Source organism: Paenilisteria rustica, from assembly GCF_013820765.1.
Lineage (GTDB): Bacteria > Bacillota > Bacilli > Lactobacillales > Listeriaceae > Listeria_A > Listeria_A rustica.
The window spans coordinates 15,484-35,520 of the sequence record NZ_JABJVM010000016.1 but is presented as its reverse complement, the minus strand read 5'-3'; the positions used below and the strand labels follow the sequence as shown (position 1 = coordinate 35,520).

The 20,037-nt window shown below is 43.2% G+C and carries 20 protein-coding genes; 18 read left to right on the top strand and 2 right to left on the bottom strand.

The genetic code is table 11. The features are described 5' to 3' along the window. Positions 1–19: 19 nt before the first annotated feature. The 11 genes from HPK16_RS13175 (at position 20) to HPK16_RS13125 (ending at position 9,276) form a co-directional block, all read left to right on the top strand. Complete coding sequence (locus HPK16_RS13175; protein ID WP_181677397.1) at positions 20–1,243, top strand: DUF4097 family beta strand repeat-containing protein; 1,224 nt, start codon at positions 20–22, stop codon at positions 1,241–1,243. 95 nt (positions 1,244–1,338) lie between these two features. Then, complete coding sequence (locus HPK16_RS13170) at positions 1,339–2,613, top strand: PspC domain-containing protein (protein ID WP_181677396.1); 1,275 nt, start codon at positions 1,339–1,341, stop codon at positions 2,611–2,613. Positions 2,614–2,634: 21 nt separating this feature from the next. After that, the gene (locus HPK16_RS13165) at positions 2,635–2,829 is read left to right on the top strand and encodes a PspC domain-containing protein (protein ID WP_181677395.1); all 195 of its coding nucleotides are present in this window, start codon (positions 2,635–2,637) and stop codon (positions 2,827–2,829) included. Positions 2,830–2,838: 9 nt separating this feature from the next. Continuing rightward, positions 2,839–3,192: a phage holin family protein gene (locus HPK16_RS13160; protein WP_181677394.1), complete on the top strand. Its 354-nt coding sequence runs from the start codon at positions 2,839–2,841 to the stop codon at positions 3,190–3,192. Between the two features lie 195 nt (positions 3,193–3,387). After that, complete coding sequence (gene hprK / locus HPK16_RS13155) at positions 3,388–4,326, top strand: HPr(Ser) kinase/phosphatase (RefSeq protein WP_036059725.1); 939 nt, start codon at positions 3,388–3,390, stop codon at positions 4,324–4,326. Between the two features lie 30 nt (positions 4,327–4,356). Next, positions 4,357–5,190 carry a prolipoprotein diacylglyceryl transferase gene (gene lgt, locus HPK16_RS13150; RefSeq protein ID WP_220132347.1) on the top strand — a complete coding sequence of 278 codons (834 nt, stop codon included), beginning with the start codon at positions 4,357–4,359 and terminating at the stop codon, positions 5,188–5,190. Between the two features lie 21 nt (positions 5,191–5,211). Continuing rightward, entirely contained in the window at positions 5,212–5,862 is a 651-nt protein-coding gene (ppaX, locus tag HPK16_RS13145; RefSeq protein WP_181677392.1) for a pyrophosphatase PpaX, read from the top strand. Beyond that, positions 5,862–6,350 (top strand): DapH/DapD/GlmU-related protein, encoded by a 489-nt coding sequence (locus HPK16_RS13140; protein WP_181677391.1) that lies wholly within the window; start codon positions 5,862–5,864, stop codon positions 6,348–6,350. The genes ppaX and HPK16_RS13140 overlap by 1 nt, the downstream gene beginning before the upstream one ends. A 105-nt stretch (positions 6,351–6,455) precedes the next feature. Then, complete coding sequence (locus HPK16_RS13135) at positions 6,456–7,931, top strand: tetratricopeptide repeat protein (RefSeq protein WP_181677390.1); 1,476 nt, start codon at positions 6,456–6,458, stop codon at positions 7,929–7,931. Between the two features lie 67 nt (positions 7,932–7,998). Then, entirely contained in the window at positions 7,999–8,955 is a 957-nt protein-coding gene (trxB, locus tag HPK16_RS13130) for a thioredoxin-disulfide reductase (protein ID WP_181677389.1), read from the top strand. Between the two features lie 123 nt (positions 8,956–9,078). Beyond that, positions 9,079–9,276, top strand: a complete 198-nt coding sequence (locus HPK16_RS13125; RefSeq protein ID WP_181677388.1) for a hypothetical protein — start codon at positions 9,079–9,081, stop codon at positions 9,274–9,276. 225 nt (positions 9,277–9,501) lie between these two features. Here HPK16_RS13125 and HPK16_RS13120 read toward each other — a convergent pair whose 3' ends face one another. Further along, positions 9,502–10,551 (bottom strand): bifunctional transcriptional activator/DNA repair enzyme AdaA, encoded by a 1,050-nt coding sequence (locus tag HPK16_RS13120; protein ID WP_181677387.1) that lies wholly within the window; start codon positions 10,549–10,551, stop codon positions 9,502–9,504. Positions 10,552–10,767: 216 nt separating this feature from the next. Here HPK16_RS13120 and HPK16_RS13115 point away from each other — a divergent pair, with 216 nt between their 5' ends. From HPK16_RS13115 to HPK16_RS13085, 7 genes are all read left to right on the top strand, one after another. Then, on the top strand, positions 10,768–11,940 hold the full coding sequence (locus HPK16_RS13115; RefSeq protein ID WP_181677386.1) for a galactokinase: 1,173 nt from the start codon (positions 10,768–10,770) through the stop codon (positions 11,938–11,940). A 3-nt stretch (positions 11,941–11,943) separates the two neighbouring features. Then, a complete protein-coding gene (gene galE / locus HPK16_RS13110; protein ID WP_181677385.1) occupies positions 11,944–12,933 on the top strand; it encodes a UDP-glucose 4-epimerase GalE in 990 nt (329 codons plus the stop codon). A gap of 21 nt (positions 12,934–12,954) precedes the next feature. Then, the gene (gene galT / locus HPK16_RS13105) at positions 12,955–14,454 is read left to right on the top strand and encodes a UDP-glucose--hexose-1-phosphate uridylyltransferase (RefSeq protein WP_181677384.1); all 1,500 of its coding nucleotides are present in this window, start codon (positions 12,955–12,957) and stop codon (positions 14,452–14,454) included. A gap of 3 nt (positions 14,455–14,457) precedes the next feature. Beyond that, positions 14,458–15,507 (top strand): aldose epimerase family protein, encoded by a 1,050-nt coding sequence (locus HPK16_RS13100; protein ID WP_181677383.1) that lies wholly within the window; start codon positions 14,458–14,460, stop codon positions 15,505–15,507. Positions 15,508–15,629: 122 nt separating this feature from the next. Then, positions 15,630–16,622: a LacI family DNA-binding transcriptional regulator gene (locus HPK16_RS13095; protein WP_181677382.1), complete on the top strand. Its 993-nt coding sequence runs from the start codon at positions 15,630–15,632 to the stop codon at positions 16,620–16,622. Positions 16,623–16,636: 14 nt separating this feature from the next. Then, positions 16,637–18,364, top strand: a complete 1,728-nt coding sequence (locus HPK16_RS13090) for a phospho-sugar mutase (protein WP_181677425.1) — start codon at positions 16,637–16,639, stop codon at positions 18,362–18,364. A gap of 65 nt (positions 18,365–18,429) precedes the next feature. Then, a complete protein-coding gene (locus HPK16_RS13085; RefSeq protein WP_181677381.1) occupies positions 18,430–19,071 on the top strand; it encodes an endonuclease III domain-containing protein in 642 nt (213 codons plus the stop codon). Between the two features lie 17 nt (positions 19,072–19,088). Here HPK16_RS13085 and HPK16_RS13080 read toward each other — a convergent pair whose 3' ends face one another. Then, positions 19,089–19,943, bottom strand: a complete 855-nt coding sequence (locus HPK16_RS13080; RefSeq protein WP_181677380.1) for a helix-turn-helix transcriptional regulator — start codon at positions 19,941–19,943, stop codon at positions 19,089–19,091. Positions 19,944–20,037: the final 94 nt, after the last annotated feature.

The window sequence follows — 20,037 nt, the reverse complement described above, 5'->3', positions numbered from 1 at the left end:
CACGAGGAGGAAGAAAACAATGGAAAATGAACGCAAACGAATTTTAGAACTAGTGAAACAAGGTATTATCTCTACGGAAGAAGCGCTAACGTTACTTGAGAACATTTCCAAAAAAGAAGGAAAAAGTGCAGCGGCAGAGGATATTCGTTCTTCTCAAACAGTAGAAGATGTGCAAGAAGAGGTTGTGGAAGAAGAATACGATTATTCGCAAGGCTGGAATACGAAAGAAAATCCTTATCGTGGTGGTGCTTCTTACAAAAAACGCCCACAGCCAAAACAAAAACCAGAAGCTGGTCAAGAGAAACAGCAAGACACTGGTCGCCAAATCATGGATGAGCTTTCTCAAGCAGGAGAAAAGTTCGGTAAATTCTTGAACAGTGCTTTTGAGCAAGTGAAGGATATGCCGATTCCATTCTTGACATCTACGAAATTAGAACGCGATTTTGTTTATCATGACACGACTTTATCGATTTTAGAGTTTGAAATTGCGAACGGTAATGTGGAATTCAAGACATGGGATAGCAACGATGTGAAGGTGCACGCGAATATCAAGCTTTTCAAAGAGTATCCAGAAGAGGAAGCATTACAAATCTTCTTTGACAAAACGACATTGCGTGTAGACGAAGAGACTTTGCGTTTCCAATCGCCATCGAAACAAGTGGTAACGAACTTGACGGTTTACTTGCCAGAACGCGAATATGATTATGTATCTATCAAGATTTTGAACGGTAATCTTCATATTGAAGGCTTGACAGGTCGCGACATGTTTGCAAAAACAACGAATGGTAATATCAGCGTTGGTACGTTGAATACGACACTAACAGAGATCGAATCTATCAATGGAAATGTCCGTGTCAATAGTGGTACGGTTCGTGATTTATCGCTAAAAACATTCCACGGTAATGTTTCTGCTAAAGGTGCATTCGATTCAACTAATCTACAAACAAAAACAGGAAATATTTCATTCACATTAACGAACCATGATTCTAGTTTCTTGAAAACAAAAACGGGTGTTGGTAACATCGATGTTCAAGTGCCGAGCGAACTAGGTGTGGATGGTAAACTGCATACGAATCTAGGTAAGATTAATCTAGGAATTTCAGATGCTGACGTGCTTGACGAAACATCTGATTCTGTAAACAAAACGATTCTTTTCACAAAACTACCAAAATCGAACGAAGCTGTTTTGAAAATCGAAGCAGAAGCAACGACTGGTAACGTGAGAGTAAAAGACGTGAAATAAGAAAGCCGCGCTATCGCTTGGGATTATCTCATTCGAAATAGTTTCAGGGATAGCGCGTTTTGCTACATATTTATAAATGAAAGGAAGGAACAATGATGGACAAAAAATTAAGGAGATCCAGATCAGATCGTAAAATAGGTGGGGTTTTTGGCGGATTATCTGAATATCTCGGCATTGACGCTAACATTTTACGTATTATCTATGTTGTACTTATTATTATTTCTTGGAAAACGATGATCGGGGTTATTGCTTATATTATTGCCTTGTTTATCATCCCTTCCGAGGATACGAGTTATGATGAGGTAATCGATCGCCACCAGCAGAAAATGAAAGATAAATACAATCGTCATGAAAGAAAAATGCAATCAAAAGGCGAGCGTATCAAACAAGCGCAAGCAATGCATACAGAGCGCGCTAAAGAAATGCAACAGCGTCATATCGAGCGTGCAAGAGAAGTTCGTGAACGCCACGGTAACCATCATCAAAATCGTAGAAACATAGAAAATAAAATCCACGGGCAACCAAAGACTGCACGTCCAAGACCAATTCGTGAATTTGAGTTTAACAATACAACTTTCCGTACGATGGAATTAAAAATCGCAACGGGTGACATCATTATTCGTGCTTGGGATAAAGACGATGTGAAGATGCGTACGGTGCTCTCTGTTCATAACAAAGCTAGAGCGATCCAACAATTAAGTGAAGAGAAGTTATGGGATTATTTCTTCAGCCAAACAACGCTTGAAATGACCAATGATCGTTTTGTTTTTGAATCCAAAAATGATGCACTGAAAACTGATGTCGTGTTAACTATTCCAAAACGTGCCTACGAGCAAGTGAGAATTCAATTGTTGAATGGTAACTTGAAGTATGACGATATGGAAGTGGATGATAGTACGCTTAAAGTTCGTCACGGTGATATCAGATCGACTGGTACTGCTGGAAAATTCCTCGTTGCTAGCACGGAGGACGGCGAAATTCTATTCAAGAGTGGTAAAGTTGAAAACATCGAGTTGCACACGACAAAAGGTGATGTCTCTATTACAGGAGATTTCCAAACAACCGTCGCTGTCGCCGAAAATGGTGATGTAGGCTATATTCTTCAAAATGACCAAGCGACAGCGGCTGATTTGAAGGCACCACATGGCGATATTCGTATCCAAATTCCAGCAACATGGAACGTCGATGGAACACTTGGAACGAAGCGCGAAAAAATTTATTTTGATTTGAAAAATGCTAAAGTTTGGGATGAGTCTAATAAATCCCTTGTGTTCACACAAAATTCAGAAGAGATGAGCGTTGCGACATTGCAAGCAGCAGTGGACAATGGCATCATTAAAATTACCGAATTAGAAGAAAAACAAGTATAATCTACTTTAGGAGGAACTAACATGAGAAAATTAACGAAATCATCATCACAAAAAATGATAGCAGGTGTATGTGGCGGAATTGCTGAATACTTCGGATGGGACGCTACATGGGTGCGTATCGCCTATGTGTTACTATCTTTCCTAAGTTTTGGAACTGGAATATTAATCTACATTATTTTAGCCATTCTTATGCCAGCTAATACAAGTTGGGAGTGATCCAAGTAAATGCGTTGGATAGCAGGAGTTTTAATTAATGCGATATTATTTGTCGCTCTATCTGGATTCTTCGATAGTTTTCATGTAGAAGGCTTTACAGGAGCCGTGATAGCGAGCTTTGTATTGGCGATTTTGAACATGTTGGTGAGACCGATTCTCCTCATTTTGACATTGCCAATCAATATTTTCACACTAGGATTGTTTACATTCGTCGTGAACGCGATGATGTTAGAATTGACATCTTTCTTCCTAGATACGTACATTCAAATTGATGGATTTGGGACAGCGTTATTAATCGCGCTACTGATGTCGCTTGCTAATATGGTAATCAATTCAGTACTTTGGAGTAAAGAACCACGATAAGATGAGACCCCGAAATAGCAGGACTTCGCAAAATGAAGAATCGCTTACTTTCGGGGTTTCTTTTCGCATGTACAAAAATAGGTAGCCTTAAAAATGAGAAAGTGCTAAAATGAGATATAGATTGCAGACAAAAAGGATTAGCGGGATGGGCTGTGTTTTGAGCTTTGTGCCTGTTGACTTAATGGAGGTACTTTCATGACAAAATCAGTAACGGTGAAAGATTTAATGGAACGTCTAAATTTGGAATTGATTTGTGGGGAAGAGGGATTGGAACGACCAATCTTGACGAGTGACTTATCACGTCCAGGCTTAGAATTAACTGGCTTCTTTTCTTATTACCCAGAGGATCGGGTGCAGCTTTTTGGAATGACGGAGATCTCTTTTTCGGAGGGGATGTCGAGCGATGAGTGTTTGAAACGGTTCCGCCAAATGTGTACGAATCGGACGCCGGCATTTGTTGTGTCGCGCCATTTGGAAGCGCCGAAAGAGTTGGTGCAAGCCGCGACGGAAGCAAAAATTCCTGTTTTGCGCTCGAAGCTGAAAACAACGCGTTTATCGGTATATGTTACGAATTATTTGGAAAGTAGATTGGCGCCTGTGATTTCGATGCATGGAGTATTGGTCGATATTTATGGTCTCGGCGTGATGATTATGGGATCGAGTGGTGTTGGTAAAAGTGAGACGGCGCTTGAGCTTGTGAAGCGCGGACACCGATTGGTTGCGGATGATAATGTGGAGATTAGACAGGAAGATGAGTTGACGCTTATTGGTCAGTCACCGCCGATTATCGAGCATTTATTGGAGATTCGTGGATTAGGAATTATTAACGTGATGACACTATTTGGTGCGGGTGCGGTGCGTTCGAGCAAGAAAATCACGATTGTTGTTCATCTTGAAAGCTGGGATCCGGACAAGCATTATGACCGCGTTGGACTGGATGAAGAGAAGATTCGGATTTTTGATATTGATGTGCCAAAAATTACGGTACCGGTTCGACCTGGACGTAACTTGGCGGTTATTATCGAAGTTGCCGCGATGAACTTCCGCTTGAAAAATATGGGTTACAATGCGGCGGAGCGCTTTACACAAGATTTAAACAACCTTATTGGTCAAAATAGTAGTATGACAGATTGAGGATAGTCTGTTTTAGAAAGTAGGGGCATGATGAACTTGAATTTTGCGGCGCTGGATCCAGTGGCCATTCAATTAGGTGGAATATCGATACGCTGGTATGGCGTTATTATTGCGACGGCTGTTGTTGTGGCATTACTTATTGCGTTACAGGAAGCGACAAAGCGTAATGTAGATAAAGAAATATTGGTGGATTTGCTTATCTGGGCGATTCCGATTGCGATTATCAGTGCACGTATTTATTATGTGTTGTTTGAATGGAGCTACTATAAGGATCATTTGAATGAGATTATCAAAATTTGGCACGGCGGGATTGCGATTCATGGAGCGTTGATTGGCTCTGTGTTGACCGCGATTATCTTTTCTCGCATTAAGAAAGTTTCGTTTTGGCAGTTGGCAGATATTGTAGCGCCGAGTTTGATTATTGCGCAAGCGATTGGGCGTTGGGGCAACTTTATGAATCAAGAGGCTCACGGTGGGCCGACGACGCGTACTTTTTTAGAGAGTTTACACTTACCTGATTTTATTATTAATCAGATGTATATTGACGGTATTTATTATCAGCCGACATTTTTATATGAGTCGATTTGGAATGTGCTTGGTTTTATTGTGTTGCTTATATTGCGTCGGACGCGAATTTTGCGTGGAGAGTTGTTCTTGTCGTATGTTATTTGGTATTCGGTTGGGCGTTATTTTATCGAAGGCTTGCGGACGGATAGCTTGATGCTAACGGATACGCTTCGGATGGCGCAGTTCATTTCGATTGTGCTTGTGGCGCTTTCGGTGGCATTGATCGCTTATTTCCGAGTGAAGCGGGATCGTCCTTATTATTTGGAAGACAAGTACGGAATTGCGAAGAAGAAATAGGGTTTTAGAGAGGGAGTACACATGACTAGGAAAATTACGACATTGTTGTTTGACTTAGACGGGACTTTGATTAATACGAATGAATTAATTATTAAAACGTTTCAACATACGCTTGGAGCTTATTATCCAGAGCGGACTTTTGAACGTGAAGATATTTTACCGTTTATTGGGCCTTCGTTGATTGACACGTTTACCGGGTTTGATCCGGAGCGTGCGCAGGAGATGGTGGATCATTATCGGGCGTTTAACAAGGAGCATCATGATGAATTGATTTTGGAGTATGATGGTGTGTATGAGACGATTAGAGCGTTGTATGAGGAAGATTATAAATTAGCAATCGTTTCTACTAAGATGTACGATATGATTCTTAAAGGGCTTAAAACGACTGGCTTGGACAAGTATTTCCAAGTGGTGATTGGTTTGGATCAAGTGGCATCGCCAAAACCCGATCCAGAAGGAATTAATATGGCGTTGAAATTGCTAAATTCGACGGCGGATGAGGCGATTATGGTCGGGGATAATTATCATGACATTGAGGCCGCTCATAATGCGAACGTGAAAAGCGCGGGTGTTTCTTGGGCGATTCGTGGTGCAGATTATTTACGAGGCTATAATCCAACGTATATTTTGGAATCGATGGGTGACCTTTTGGATATCGTGAGGGAAGATTAGTGCGCAGAACGAAACGGTTTGAGACGAATGATGGTGTTAATCCACTTTGGAACGTATATAAAACCGTGTCGTTTGGCCGTACATTGAAGAATACGCTTGTGATTGAATTCGGGCGTATTTTTCCTTTTATGCGCGGAAAACGATGGCTTTATCGGCATGGATTAGGAATGAAGATTGGCGAGAATACATCGATTGCTTACAAAGTGACGGTGGATCTTTTTTATCCGGAGAAAATTACGATTGGGCGGAATTCGGTGATTGGTTTTAATACGACGATTTTGACGCATGAGTATCTGATTCGAGAGTACCGCATTGGTGAAGTCGTGATTGGCGATGAGGTTATGATTGGTGCTAATGTGACGATTTTGCCAGGCGTTAGTATTGGCGATGGTGCGGTGGTTGGTGCGAGTACAGTTGTTTCGAAGGATGTACCGGCTCGATGTTTTGCTCGAGGGAATCCGGTTATTATAAGTGAATTAGAGAATTAATCGGCTTGGAAGCGAACGATGTTTTTTTATGGAGACATTTTTCGTTTTATTGCTGTAATATATGGTATACTCAACTTACTTGGAAAATGCGCGGAGGTTAAAAATTTGAAAAATAGTAAAGAAGATAGTAACAAAATTTATCCGTTTAGGCCGAATGGTGAGTTTTATTTTCAGCGAGGCATTGAGGCTTTTCGTAATCAGGAGATGCCAGAAGCATTGCGGTATTTGGAGCGGGCAGCTTTTTTTGAGCCGGACGAACCTGTAATTATGTGTCAACTGGCGATTTGTTATACGGAATTAGGCCAGTTTGATAAGTCGAATCAGATTTTGCGTCGTGTTTTGGATGAAGCGGATGATATTCATTATTGTTATTATTTCATGGCGAATAATTATGCGTATACGAAAGATTTTAAACAGGCATTACAGCACGCGAATAAGTATTTAGCGCTCGTTTCTGAAGGGGAATATGTCGAGGAAGCGAAAGACTTAATCCAGCTTATTATGGAAGAGGCGCCCCTTGCGAGTTTTGGTGTGAGTGATATGTCAGAACTAGAGAAAGCATCTTTTGCGTTCAAAGCGAAGGTAGACGAGCTTGTTTCGGAGGATAAATTGGATGAGGTCAGCCAGTTTCTTATTGCTGAAATCGAGGATAAACCTACTTTTTGGCAGGCGTATATTGAGCTTGCGGGTATTCGTTTTAAAGAAGAACGGTTTGCAGAAGGACTTTCGATATTGGAAGATGTGTTGGCACGTGACCCAGGAAATTTCATGGCGTTGTGCGAGCTTTATTTGTATGCGTACTACCAAGCGGAGTGGGAGCAGGCAGATGCGGTTTTGAATGAGCTTGTAAAAGTGGAGCCGTTTATGTCGTCGCAGCGTGAGAAGTTGGCGCGGATTTATGCGATGTCTGGGGATTATGGACATGCAGATCATCTCTTTGCAAAAGTGGATCAGCTGGAAATTCTAGATCGGTATGCGTATTATTACTATCAAGCGGAGACGGCGTTCTTTTTGGGGCGTTTAAATGAGGCTCGGGATTTTTGGCAGCATTTCAAGCAGATTGATGGGGAAGAGCTTGATTTTCCGTGGGATTATCCTGGTTTATTGGCGAATGATGAGCGTGCGGTTTTGGAGAAGTTGGCGAGTAATAATCGGGCAGAGCACTTATTTGGCGTGTATTTGCTGACGGTTTCGGATAAACAACCAGCGCTGATTATGTTCAATGATTATTTCGATATGACTGGGTGGGATTTCTTCGAGCATTTGATTTTCTCAGAGTTCGAGTTTTTGCCAGATAGTCGAGATGCTGCTAATTGTAACGCTGCTATTGCGATATTGGGACGTTTTGAAGAGCTTGATTTTCCTGCGACAGTGGAGACGGCTCCGATGTATTTGTTCGTTCTTGATTTTATGAAGCGTTCGATTGATCAGAAATATGATTTACGAATCAAAAATTTAGATGGAGTGGCTGCGGCGATTTTGTACCGTTATAAATTTGGAACGCAGAAAGTGGTTGCGGATTTATTTGATATTTCAGTTGCGACACTTCGTAAATATACGCTTGAAATCAAAGGGTTTTGAGCAGATAAATGGACGGAAAACGCGTGAGGGTTTACGATAGTTCTAGAGTTAGATTGGAGGAATAACAGTGAGTGAAGAGAGAATTTATGACGTTATTATTATCGGTGCTGGGCCTGCGGGAATGACTGCGGCGCTTTATACTTCCCGTGCTGATTTAGATACTTTAATGATCGAACGCGGTGTTCCAGGTGGTCAAATGGTAAACACGGCGGATATTGAAAATTATCCCGGTTTTGACAGTATTCTGGGTCCAGATTTGTCGGAAAAAATGTTTTCTGGCGCGAAACAATTTGGTGCGGAATATGCGTATGGTGATATTAAATCTGTGGAGAATGGCGAGGAATATAAGACGGTTGTCGCGGGTTCCAAGACGTTCAAAGCACGTTCGATTATTATTGCAACAGGTGCGGAACATCGTAAACTAGGCGCGGACGGCGAAGATAAATACAGTGGTCGCGGCGTTTCTTATTGTGCGGTGTGCGACGGTGCATTTTTCAAAAATCGGGAGCTAATTGTTGTCGGTGGTGGAGATTCGGCTGTAGAAGAAGGCGCCTATTTGACGCGTTACGCAAGCAAAGTAACGATTGTACATCGTCGTGATAAATTGCGTGCGCAACAAATCTTGCAAGATCGTGCTTTCAAAAACGAGAAAATCGAATTTGTTTGGAACAGCACAGTGGAGGAAATTGTGGGCGATGACATGAAAGTAACGGGTGCCCGTCTTGTTTCAACGGTGGATGGTTCTACCTCTGAATTAAGTGCGGATGGTGCGTTTATCTATGTCGGTCTTGTACCGCTTTCGAGTGCTTTTAAAGGACTTGGAATTCTGGATGATGAAGGTTATGTTATCACAGATGAAGAAATGGAAACATCGATTCCGGGAATTTTTGCAGCAGGAGATGTTCGCGTGAAATCGCTACGCCAAGTAGTTACAGCGACTGGTGATGGTGGTTTAGCTGGACAAAATGCACAAAAATTTGTGGAAGAATTAAAAGAAGCTTTAGTAGAAAAAACACAATTATAAGGTCAAAAATATAGAACAGCCGATGAAATCTAGATTTTAGATTGAGTTGGCTGTTTTTTTGCGTGCTATTTTTGATAACTATCGTATTTTAGTGATTTTTATTTGTTAAGATAGCGTGATATAATGGCTAAAAATGAAGGTAGGGAGTTAGCCTTGGCAGATTGGGTTATCGTGTGTAGAGAAATATTTTCCATATTGACTGAGGCTACAACAATACTTGGAATTATCGCCCTGGTCTATACTGTTCGCCAATTTAAGCGTTCAGAAATGCAACGAAATAATGAAAGAATTAGAACAGAAAAAAGAACAATTGTTGAGTAGGAAGGTGACTTAAGGAAGGAGAGATGGTACAATGAGAGATGAGGAGTGGTTGATATGGTCGAAGAATTACTGAAGAAGACGCTGGAAGAACTAAAGCGAGAAAACGCAGAAATGATCAAAGAAGCCTTGAAGAATACTTATGCTGGCAAGCCACTAGTACGTAAATAAGATAATTGAAAATAGGAGCGCCGAATCGATGTTAGATATGATTCGGCGCTCCTATTTTTATGCATTCTTTTTCTCGTGTGCAAGTAGCCATTCTTTGCGCGCGATGCCGCCACCATAACCACTTAATGTGCCGTCACTTCCAATAACGCGGTGACAGGGAATGAGAATTGAAATTTGATTAGCGCCATTTGCTCTGGCCACGGCGCGGAATGCTTTCGGATTCCCAATTTGTTCGGCTAATTGTGCATAGGAGATAGTGGTACCAGTGGGAATCGCTTGTAATGCGCGCCATACGTCTTGCTGGAATGGTGAACCGATATAGGCGAGTGGCGTTTGGAAAGTCTGAAGTTTGCCGCTAAAGTAGCTATTTAATTCAAATATTAATTGCTCAAAAATAGGACTCTCTCCTGGAATCACAGCGGCATGCCATTTTTTTCGTAGGACTTCGATTTCTGTTTCAAGCCCGCGCCGGTCAACGAATTCCAGCAAAATTAAGGCGTCGTCGTTTGCGATTGCAAGCATGGATCCAAGCGGTGTTTCGATCCATTTTGATACAAACATATTTAGCGATTTTGCTTTTTTAGGTATGATACCCATGGTTCTTGTAAAAGCATCGCGGAAACCGTTGCCTGAATCGTAGCCACCATCTAGCTGTGCTTCGATAATTGGTGTGCCGTTTCGAATATGATTGAAAGCAAAACCGAGTCGTCTAGCTCTGGCGTATTCAATGAACGTCATGCCGAATTGTTTTTTGAATTGGCGTCTCGCAGTATTCGCGCTGATAGCTAACTCGTCAAAATCCTTATCGCTCCATTTACGCTCGGGATTGGCTTCGATTGCTTGGACGAGGAGTTTAACTTCTTTGGATAGCTTACTAGGATTATTCAGCGGCTGGCATCTTTTGCATGGCCGATAAGAGGCTAAAAGGGCTTCTTGAGCTGTTTCAAAAAACTCGCAATTTTCCTTGTTAGGCTTTTTGGCGGGGCAGGTTGGGCGACATAATATCCCGGTTGTTTTCACGCCAACGTAGAAGATACCTTCGTAATTGGACTCTTTTTTTACAAGCATGTCGTAAAAATGGTCGATTTTTGCTTGTTCCGTAATCATAATTTCGCCTCGTTTCGTTGGTATATAGATTCATTTTAACATCTCTAAATTGGTTGATAAAGCTATTATAACGAATAATTGGATGAGCGATACCAAGAAAATTAACACCAATGTCAGACGCTACTAAAAATATTTAGTAAAATTAGTTGATAAAGTTTACTAAATAAATTATAATGAAGCCAAGAGATTTATTTTGAAGGTGGAGGTATTGGGAAAATGGATTATTCAAAACTGAAAGCGGATTTTGCGCGGATTTTTGATCGGACGGATGGTGCGTTGTTTTTTGCACCGGGTCGTATTAATTTAATAGGGGAACATACGGATTATAATGGTGGGCATGTTTTTCCGTGTTCGATTACGTTGGGAACTTATGCGGCGGCGGCGAAGCGGGAGGATACGTTGGTTCGATTGATATCGCTTAATTTTGAGGATTTGGGGGTTATTTCGTTTGATTTGGCAGATTTGGATTATCGGAAGGCGGATAATTGGACGAACTATCCGAAGGGCATGATGAAGTACTTGAAAGAGGCGGGGCATGCGATTGATCAGGGAATGGATATTCTATATTGGGGTAATATTCCAAATGGGGCGGGACTTTCTTCTTCGGCTTCGATTGAGTTGCTGACTGGTGTTGTTTTAGAGAATTTGTTTGGATTGGAACTGGCGAATTTGGAGTTGGTTTTGACGGGGAAACGGGTGGAAAATGAGTTTATCGGTGTGAACTCGGGAATCATGGATCAGTTTGCGATCGGTATGGGACAGAAGGATATGGCGATTTTGCTGGATTGTAACACGCTTGAGTATGAAATGGTGCCGGTGAAGCTTGATGGCTATACGATTGTGATTATGAACACAAATAAACGGCGTGAGTTGGCGGATTCGAAGTATAATGAGCGGCGTAGTCAATGTGAGCAGGCATTGGCAGAGTTGCAAGCCGAACTATCGATAAAGTCGCTGGGTGAGTTGGATATGGAAACGTTTGAAAAGTATCAACATTTGATTTCGAGTGAGACGCTGGTGATGCGGGCTCGTCATGCTGTGAGTGAAAATCAGCGAACAATTTTAGCAACGAAAGCGCTTAAAGATGAAGATTTAGTGACGTTTGGTGAATTAATTAATCAATCTCACATGTCTTTACGTGACGATTATCATGTTACTGGTGTAGAATTAGATATGCTAGCAGAAACGGCTTGGAAGCAAGCAGGCGTTTTAGGAGCGCGGATGACCGGAGCTGGTTTTGGCGGATGTGCGATTGCCATCGTGGAGACAGCTCGAGTGGATGCGTTTATTCAGGAAGTTGGAACGGCCTACGAGCAAAAAATTGGCTATCCAGCAGCGTTTTATATTGCAAATATTAGTGATGGAGCAAAAGCCATCAAGGAGGAATAGGAAATGAGTGTTTTAGTATTAGGTGGCGCAGGTTATGTCGGTTCGCACGCGGTGGATCAATTGGTAGACAAGGGTTATAAGGTTGTTGTCGTCGATAATTTACAAACGGGTCACGCGGAGTCTTTACACAAGGATGCTGTATTTTATGAAGGTGATATTCGTGATAAAGCTTTTATGCAAGATGTTTTCAAAAAGGAAGCGATTGAGGGCGTGATTCATTTTGCGGCGAATTCTTTGGTTGGGGAATCGGTGGAAATGCCACTGGAATACTTTAATAATAACGTGTATGGGACGCAGGTTACGCTTGAGGTGATGGAAGAGTTTGGCGTGAAAAATATCGTCTTTTCTTCATCAGCAGCGACGTATGGCGAACCGAAAGTGATTCCGATTACAGAAGATGCACCAACGAATCCAGAAAGTCCATATGGCGAAACGAAATTGATGATGGAAAAAATTCTGAAGTGGTGTGATAAGGCTTATGATACGCGTTTTGTAGCGTTGCGTTATTTCAATGTTGCGGGTGCGAAGTTTGATGGAACGATTGGTGAGGATCATAATCCAGAGTCGCATTTGGTTCCGATTATTTTACAAACAGCGCTTGGTCAACGTTCGGAACTCTCAATTTTTGGTGACGATTATCCGACAGCGGACGGGACGTGTATTCGTGATTACGTGCATGTGGTGGATTTGATTGATGCGCATATTTTGGCATTGGAATATTTGAAGAATGGCGGCGAAAGTAACATTTTCAATCTGGGTAGTAGCCAAGGTTTTTCGGTGAAGGAAATGCTAGAGGCTGCTCGAAAAGTGACTGGAAAAGAGATTCCTGCGAAAATCGTGCCGAGACGTGCGGGTGATCCTAGTACGTTGATTGCTTCGAGTGATAAGGCGCAGGCCGTTTTGAAGTGGAATCCTCAGTTTACGGATGTTAATAAAATTATTGAGGATGCTTGGAATTGGCACTCTAAGAATCCGGATGGTTATGCTAACTAAAAACGATGGGGTGCAAAAATAATGATAGTAGATCAGTTTATTGATATAGCGGTCAAAAGGGGCGAATTGGCGGAATTGGATCGGATTTATGCGACGAACCGGTTGCTCGATTTGCTAGGCTGGTCGGAAAAGCGTGCGGTGGCAGTAAATGTCACCGCAGATCGCTTGGTAATCCTCGATCAGTTGACGGAATTGGCCATGGAATCGGGTGTCATTGGCGAGACGCTTTCGGAGCGGGAAATTTGGCAGAGTAAGGTGATGGATTTATTTGTCCCTAAACCGTCGGAATTGAATGCTGAATTTTGGGAATTATATGAACGGTCTCCTCGGGAAGCGACGGATTATTTTTATGAGGTTAGTAAGGCGAGTGATTATATTAAGACACGGAGTATTGCGAAGAACATTGAATATTTGGTGGAAACGGCGTATGGCGAGCTGGAAATGACGATTAATTTGTCGAAGCCGGAGAAGGATCCGAAGCAGATTGCCCTGGAGAAATCTATGAAAACGGTTGCTTATCCGTTGTGTGCGCTTTGTGTGGAGAATGAAGGGTATGCGGGACGTGTTGATTTTCCGGCGCGGACGAATCACCGGATTATACGGATGCAGGTTGGTGATGAGGCGTGGGGATTGCAGTATTCGCCGTATGCGTATTATGATGAGCATTGTATTTTCCTTTCGGCGGAGCATCGGCCGATGGTGATTGAGCGGGAGACGTTTGCGCGGTTAGTCGAGATTACGAGGCAGTTTCCGGATTATTTTGTGGGATCGAATGCGGATTTGCCGATTGTTGGTGGGTCGATTTTATCGCATGATCATTATCAGGGTGGCGGGCACAAGTTCGCGATGGTGAAAGCGCCTGTACATAAGGCTTTTCCGGATTATTCGTGGGAGGCTTTTCCGGATGTGACGGTGGAAATTGTGAAATGGCCGATGTCAGTCATTCGGTTGCGTTCGGCGAGTCCGACGGCGATTGTGGATGCGGCGGATGCGATTTTACAAAAATGGAAGGGTTATTCAGATGCATCGGTTGGAATTTTGGCGTATAGTGGTAAGGAAAGGCATAATACGATTACGCCGATTGCGAATCGTTGTGTGGTGGACGGGGAATCGTTGTTTGAGTTGTCGCTGGTGTTGCGGAATAATCGGCGGACAGCGGAGCACCCAGACGGGCTTTTTCATCCACATCAAATGTTACATCATATTAAGAAGGAGAATATTGGCCTGATTGAGGTGATGGGGCTTGCGGTATTGCCACCGCGTTTGAAGCCGGAGCTTGAGGAGGTTGCGCGTTACTTGATGGATCAGCCGAATGAGATGGCGGATTACCATAGGGAATGGGCGGACCAATTGAGGCGTGAGGGTGGCTTTGACGAGGAGACGGTAGAACACTTTTTGCAACAGGAAGTTGGGAAGGTGTTTCTGCAAGTGTTGACGGATGCTGGTGTTTTTAAGGATACGGAGAATGGCAACAGCGCGTTTGGAAGATTTATGAAATCGGTGATGGAGACGGGGGAATAGAGGATGAGGATTAGTGAGCGTAAATTTGGTGCGTTAAATGGGCAAGATGTGACGGAGTATTGTTTGGAGAATGATAACGGTGTGCGAGTTCGGGCGCTGGATTATGGTGGGATTGTGACGGAAACGTGGGCTCCTGACGCAAAAGGTGATTTTACGAACGTTTCGCTTGGTTTTGCGACGCTGGACGAGTATTTGGCGCATTCTCCTTATTTTGGTGCGCTTGTTGGACGGGTTGCTGGGCGGATTGGTGACGCGCGTTTTGAGCTGGACGGGAAGACGTATCAACTGGCGAAAAATGAGGGCGAGAATATATTGCACGGTGGACCTGATAATTTTAGTAAGCAGATTTGGCGTGCGGAACGTTTGGAAACGACGGATGAGATTGGTGTTGTTTTCGCGATTACGAGTCAGGACGGGCACAATGGTTTTCCTGGGAAATTGGATGTTCGGGTGACGTATACGCTGAACAATGCGAATGAGTGGAAAATTAAATATGAGGCGAAATCGGATGCGAAGACGGTGTTTAATCCGACGAATCATATTTACTTTAACTTGACGGGAAATGTGGCGAAGACCGTTTTGGATCAGGAATTGCAAATGAGAAGTAGTCGGTTTGTAGCTCTGCGCGAGGACTTGATTCCGACTGGGGAATTAGTGGATGTGACGGGGACAGTGTTTGATTTCCGGACGCCACGTGCGATTCGCGATGGTGCGACGAGTGAACATCCGCAAAATGTGATTATCAAAAATGGTTATGATCACGCGTTTGTGCTAGAGCACGATGATAGTTTGCCGGATGCGCGTTTAGTTGACCCAGAGAGTGGGCGCGTTGTGGAAATGCGTACTGATTGTGATTCTGTCGTTGTTTATTCGGGAAATCAGTTGACGGGGAATTTTGCAATAGATGGTGTTACGGTTCCCAAATATGCGGGTGTGACGATGGAGACGCAAGGACTGCCAGACTCGATGAATCATGAGGGATTCGGCTCGGCGGTTATCGAGAAAGACGAACTTTTTGAATCTGAGACAATTTTTACATTTAAGACATTATAAGCATCGGGGTTAGGAATGTGATGTTCCTAGCCCTTTTATTGTAAAAAATAGACGCGGTGAGGCTTAACTGATAAAATGGAGGTGAAGCTTCATGGAATGCGGACAGGAGGGCGTGTTAGATAATGGCAACAATTAAAGATATTGCAGAGCAGGCTGGCGTTTCCATTGCTACGGTTTCACGGGTGCTGAATTATGACGAGACGCTTTCTGTAGGTGATGATACGAAGAAACGTATTTTTGAGGCAGCAGAAAAGCTTTCTTATACGAAACATAAACGGAAGCAGCAAAAGAAGAATGCAAAAATCGCAATCGTGCACTGGTATTCAGAAAAAGAAGAATTGAATGATTTGTATTACTTGTCCATTCGGGTCGGTGCGGAACGTAAAGCGGAAGAGGAAGGGTATCAAGTGTTGCGAGTTTTTCAAGATATTCCGGAGCAAACGCTTGGCAATGTTGAGGGGATTATCGCGATTGGGAAGTTCAGCCAGGCACAAATACGGGCGCTGACGAACTGGAATGCTAACATTTGTTTTGTGGATTTTGATCAGTCTGTACAGAAATATGATTCGGTGATTGTCGACTTTCAGCAGGCAACGCTATCGGTGTTAGATCATTTTATTGGGAATGGTCATCGGAATATTGGATTTATCGCTGGTGAAGAGCAGTTTAGCGACGATTCGGCGAATATTATTGATGCGAGATGGCTTGCTTTTCGGGATTATATGAAGCGAAAAGGGCTCTATGAAAAGAAGTACTGTTTTTCGGGTAAGTTTTCCGTCAAGACAGGATATGAGTTAATGTTGAAGGCTATCGCGGAACTTGGTGAGGATTTACCAACGGCATTTTTTGCGGCGAATGATTCGATTGCAATTGGGTGTTTACGGGCGCTTCAAGAGCAGGGAATCGCTGTGCCGGAACGTGTGAGCGTGATTGGTCTGAATGATGTGAGTGTTTCAAAATATGTTTTTCCACCGCTTAGTACGGTGAAAGTATATACTGAATTGATGGGTGAGACGGGCGTGGAACTTTTACAGGAGCGCTTGCTTGCTGGCCGGTCGATTACGAAAAAAGTAACGCTATCTACGGATTTAGTCATTCGGGAAAGTAGTTTGTGAAAGGGGCAGAAATGATGAAGTGGAGAGAAGAGTACGAGAAATGGTTGGCAAATGATGCGCTTGAAACTAGCTTGAAAGAGACATTGCATGCGGAGAAAGATGAGAAAGTACTAGAGGATAGTTTCTATCGCAATATGGAATTTGGTACGGCTGGGATGCGTGGCGTGTTAGGCGCTGGGACGAACCGGATGAATATTTATACGATTCGCAAGGCGTCTGAGGGTTTGGCGCGTTACGTTGCGGAAAATGGTGAAGAGGCGAAGAAGCGTGGCGTTGTGATTGCGTATGATTGCCGCCATATGTCGACGGAATTCGCGTATGAATCGGCGCGCGTGCTCGGTTATCACGGGATTAAGAGTTATGTGTTTGAGACGTTGCGTCCGACGCCAGAATTGTCGTATGCGGTGCGTTTCTTGAATACGTTTAGCGGGATTGTCATTACGGCGAGCCATAACCCTGCGGAGTATAACGGCTACAAGATTTACGGGGAAGACGGTGGGCAAATGCCGCCACATGGTGCGGATGCGGTGACGCGTTACATTGAAGAAATCACTGATATTTTTGCCGTCAAGGTCGCGGATAAAGATGTGTTGATTGCGGATGGGATGCTTGATGTGATTAGCGAGAAAGTTGATACGCCTTACTTAGAAGATGTAAAAACCGTGATTGTGAACAATGATTTGGTTGAAAAACATGGCAAGGATTTGAAGATTGTTTTCACACCACTTCATGGGACTGGTGGCATGCTAGGCTTGAAAGCTTTGGAAAGCGTTGGATTCACAAATGTGATTCAAGTTGCCGAACAGTTCGAGCCTGATCCAAACTTTACGACGGTGAAGTCGCCGAATCCGGAAAACCGGGAAGCTTTTGAAGTTGCGATTGGCTATGGCGAGAAATACGATGCGGACATACTTGTTGGAACGGATCCGGATGCCGATCGTCTTGGCGTTGTGATTCGTACGAAATCTGGAAAATATGATGTGCTTAGCGGGAACCAGATTGGCGCGCTGATTTTGCATTATTTATTGAAGCAGAAACAAGCACAAAATGAGCTTCCAAAAAATGCGGCAGTCTTGAAATCGATTGTTACATCTGACTTAGGAACCTTAATCGCGAAGCATTTTGATGTAGAGATGATTGAAGTTTTGACTGGATTCAAGTTTATTGCGGAGCAGATTCATAACTTCGAAACGACTGGTTCGCATACGTATGAGTTCGGTTATGAGGAAAGTAATGGGTTTATGGTGAAGCCGTTTACGCGTGATAAAGATGCGATTCAGGCGCTGCTTGCGATTTGCGAAGTGACGCTTGATAGTAAACAAGCTGGGAAAACGCTGGCGGAAGATTTAGAGGAAATTTACGAGCAGTTTGGCTATTTCAAAGATGATTTAGTTTCCTTGACGATGAGTGGTAAGGACGGATCGGAACAAATTAGCAATATTATGAAGTCGTTCCGCGAATCAATGCCTGCTGAAATGGGCGGCGAGAAAATTACAAAAGTCGAGGATTACCAGCTAAGTGAGCGTCATTATATCGAGACTGATAAAAAAGAAGCGATTGATATGTCGAAATCGAACGTCATCAAATGTTTCTTAGAAGACGGTTCATGGTTCTGCCTACGTCCATCTGGAACGGAGCCGAAAATCAAGTTTTATTTCAGTATTAAAGATGAGACAGAGGCTGCGGCAATTGATAAATTGGAACGCGTTCGTGAAGGCTTACTGAAAATCGTTGAAAAATAATGCATGCAAACATCGCCTGACCGAGAAATGGTCGGGCGATGTTTGCTATTATGGAGGACTATGACATGATAACGGTACACGAAATATATCAAAAATTGCTAGCGAGACAAGGGATGCAGCAGTGGTGGCCGGCGGAGAGTGATTTCGAAATGCTGCTTGGCGCGATCTTGGTACAAAACACGAATTGGCGAAATGTGGAGAAGGCGCTTGGGAATCTAGCCACGTTTATGGAGCCAGAGAAAATTCGGGATATGCCGCTCGAGGAGTTGGGGCAGCGTATCAGACCGAGTGGCTTTTACAATCAGAAGGCGATGAAGCTCAAGGCATTTGTCGCGTGGTTTGGCATGTATAATTTTGATGTTGCGGAGGTCAAGAAGCAATCATTTGATGTGTTGCGCGCCGAATTAGTTGCGATTAAGGGAATTGGGCCTGAGACGGCGGATTGTATGTTGGCGTATGCGTTCGATAAGCCGGTGGTTGTTGTGGACGCGTACACAAGACGTATTTTTGGACGAGTTGGATTTGAAGTGCCTAAGAAGTATGATGATTTTCGGCGGATGTTAGAGGAAGGCTTGCCACGGGAATTGGCGGTTGTGCAAACGTTCCACGGTTTGGTTCTGATGCACTGCAAAGAATATTGCTTGAAAACACCGATTTGTAGCGGTTGTCCATTAGAATCGGACTGTTTAAAAGTTGGTATCGCTTAATATGATTATTTGCATATTTAGTACAGTAGCTTTCTTCGTTTGGTGAGTTCAGCGGTGACGAATTGTTCGTCTAGATAGGAAGATAGCTCCAAGCTGAATTTGATTTTACGGATGCCGCTTTGTTTTCTGTCGGTTTGGATGAAGAGGACACCGAGTTCGAAAAATAAATGGCTCAGCTGGAACGTGCTGTTTTGCTTCTGACAGCAAGCGATGCCGAGGTGCACGTACTCGATGGCTGTTAGGCTTTCCGATTGTTGTGCATAGAAACGGGCGATATTTAAATAAATAGACGGCATAAGTTCGGATGGCTCGACTTGTTTATGTAAAAAAAGGAGACATTGATTGAGGTGTTTTAAGGCGTGAATCTCATCACTCACTTCGGAATAGGCGAGCGTTAAGTAGCTGCTGATTAAGATATCGTGTGTCGTCAGGGAATTAGAGCGACGACTATTAAGCGAAAGTGCTTCTTCTAAAGCGGCGATGGCATTCTGAGGATTGGTTTTATAAAGCAATTCGCAAACACCGAGGAAAAAATAGTAATGGGTGGCTTGGGAGTGTGTCTCAAACAAGGCGAGTGTTTTCTTATGTAGACTAGGATAAAGCGTTTCAAAATCATGCCGGAAAAAGAGCTCTTGTAGCTCTTTTTTTAATTGGATAAATGGGGAGTCAAGTTGGGATGAGGACAAAAGAGAATCAACGGTGATGCCGAGTTTCTGGCAAATATTATGTATAATCAGCACGCTGGGAATTTCCAAGCCTTTTTCAACGCGGCTCAGCAAACTTTGGGAACAGATGCCTTCTGCGAGTTGTTTTTGCGTTAATTCCAGGTTGGTTCGTAATTGTTTAATGCTCTTTCCGAGTTCTTTTGTCATCGTTCGTCACCTCATTGATCAATTTATGCGAATAGTCATTTGAAAGATAGCGCATTCTTCCTTAGTATAAGGGATAACGATTAAAATTCAAGCA